At 44.1% G+C, this 726-nt stretch carries 2 rRNA genes; both read right to left on the bottom strand.

Annotated features, from left to right (window positions below):
- Positions 1–89: 89 nt before the first annotated feature.
- Positions 90–204: ribosomal RNA gene (rrf, locus tag RR877_RS10650) — 5S ribosomal RNA — on the bottom strand.
- Between the two features lie 184 nt (positions 205–388).
- A 23S ribosomal RNA gene (locus RR877_RS10655) occupies positions 389–726 on the bottom strand; the annotation flags it as partial.

The following is a 726-nucleotide window of genomic DNA, read 5'->3' on the forward strand; positions in this document are numbered from 1 at the left end:
AATCTTCTCTTTTTAATTTTTATTATCTACCATTCCTTGCATAAAAAAATCCCCCTATCTCATTTGAGTTAGGGGGATTTGAATTAATGAGCTGGCGATGACTTACTCTCACATGGATAACTCCACACTACCATCAGCGCTAAGAGGTTTCACTTCTGAGTTCGGGAAGGGATCAGGTGGTTCACTCTTGCTATTGTCGCCAGCACAACTGTTTATGACTATTCGTTGGGTCTAACCTCAGAGCAGTGCTCTTCGTGCCTAACTTTCATCAAATGAGTTATTAACAGAACATCTGAGTTAATTTAATTTGCACATTGTACTTAGCTTTATAACTAAATCAAGTTGTTTGCAGTGATTTGAACCACAACACCAACTGTTTGGGTGTTGTATAGTCAAGCCTCACGAGCAATTAGTATTGGTCAGCTTCACATATCACTATGCTTCCACATCCAACCTATCAACGTCGTAGTCTTCAACGGCTCTTTAGAGGACATAAAGTCCTAGGGAAATCTTATCTTGAGGTAGGCTTCCCGCTTAGATGCTTTCAGCGGTTATCCCTTCCGAACATAGCTACCCGGCGATGCGACTGGCGTCACAACCGGTACACCAGAGGTTCGTCCACTCTGGTCCTCTCGTACTAGGAGCAGATCCTCTCAAATTTCCAACGCCCACGGTAGATAGGGACCGAACTGTCTCACGACGTTCTAAACCCAGCTCGCGTACCTC

Source organism: Aurantimicrobium sp., from assembly GCF_036667855.1.
Lineage (GTDB): Bacteria > Actinomycetota > Actinomycetes > Actinomycetales > Microbacteriaceae > Aurantimicrobium.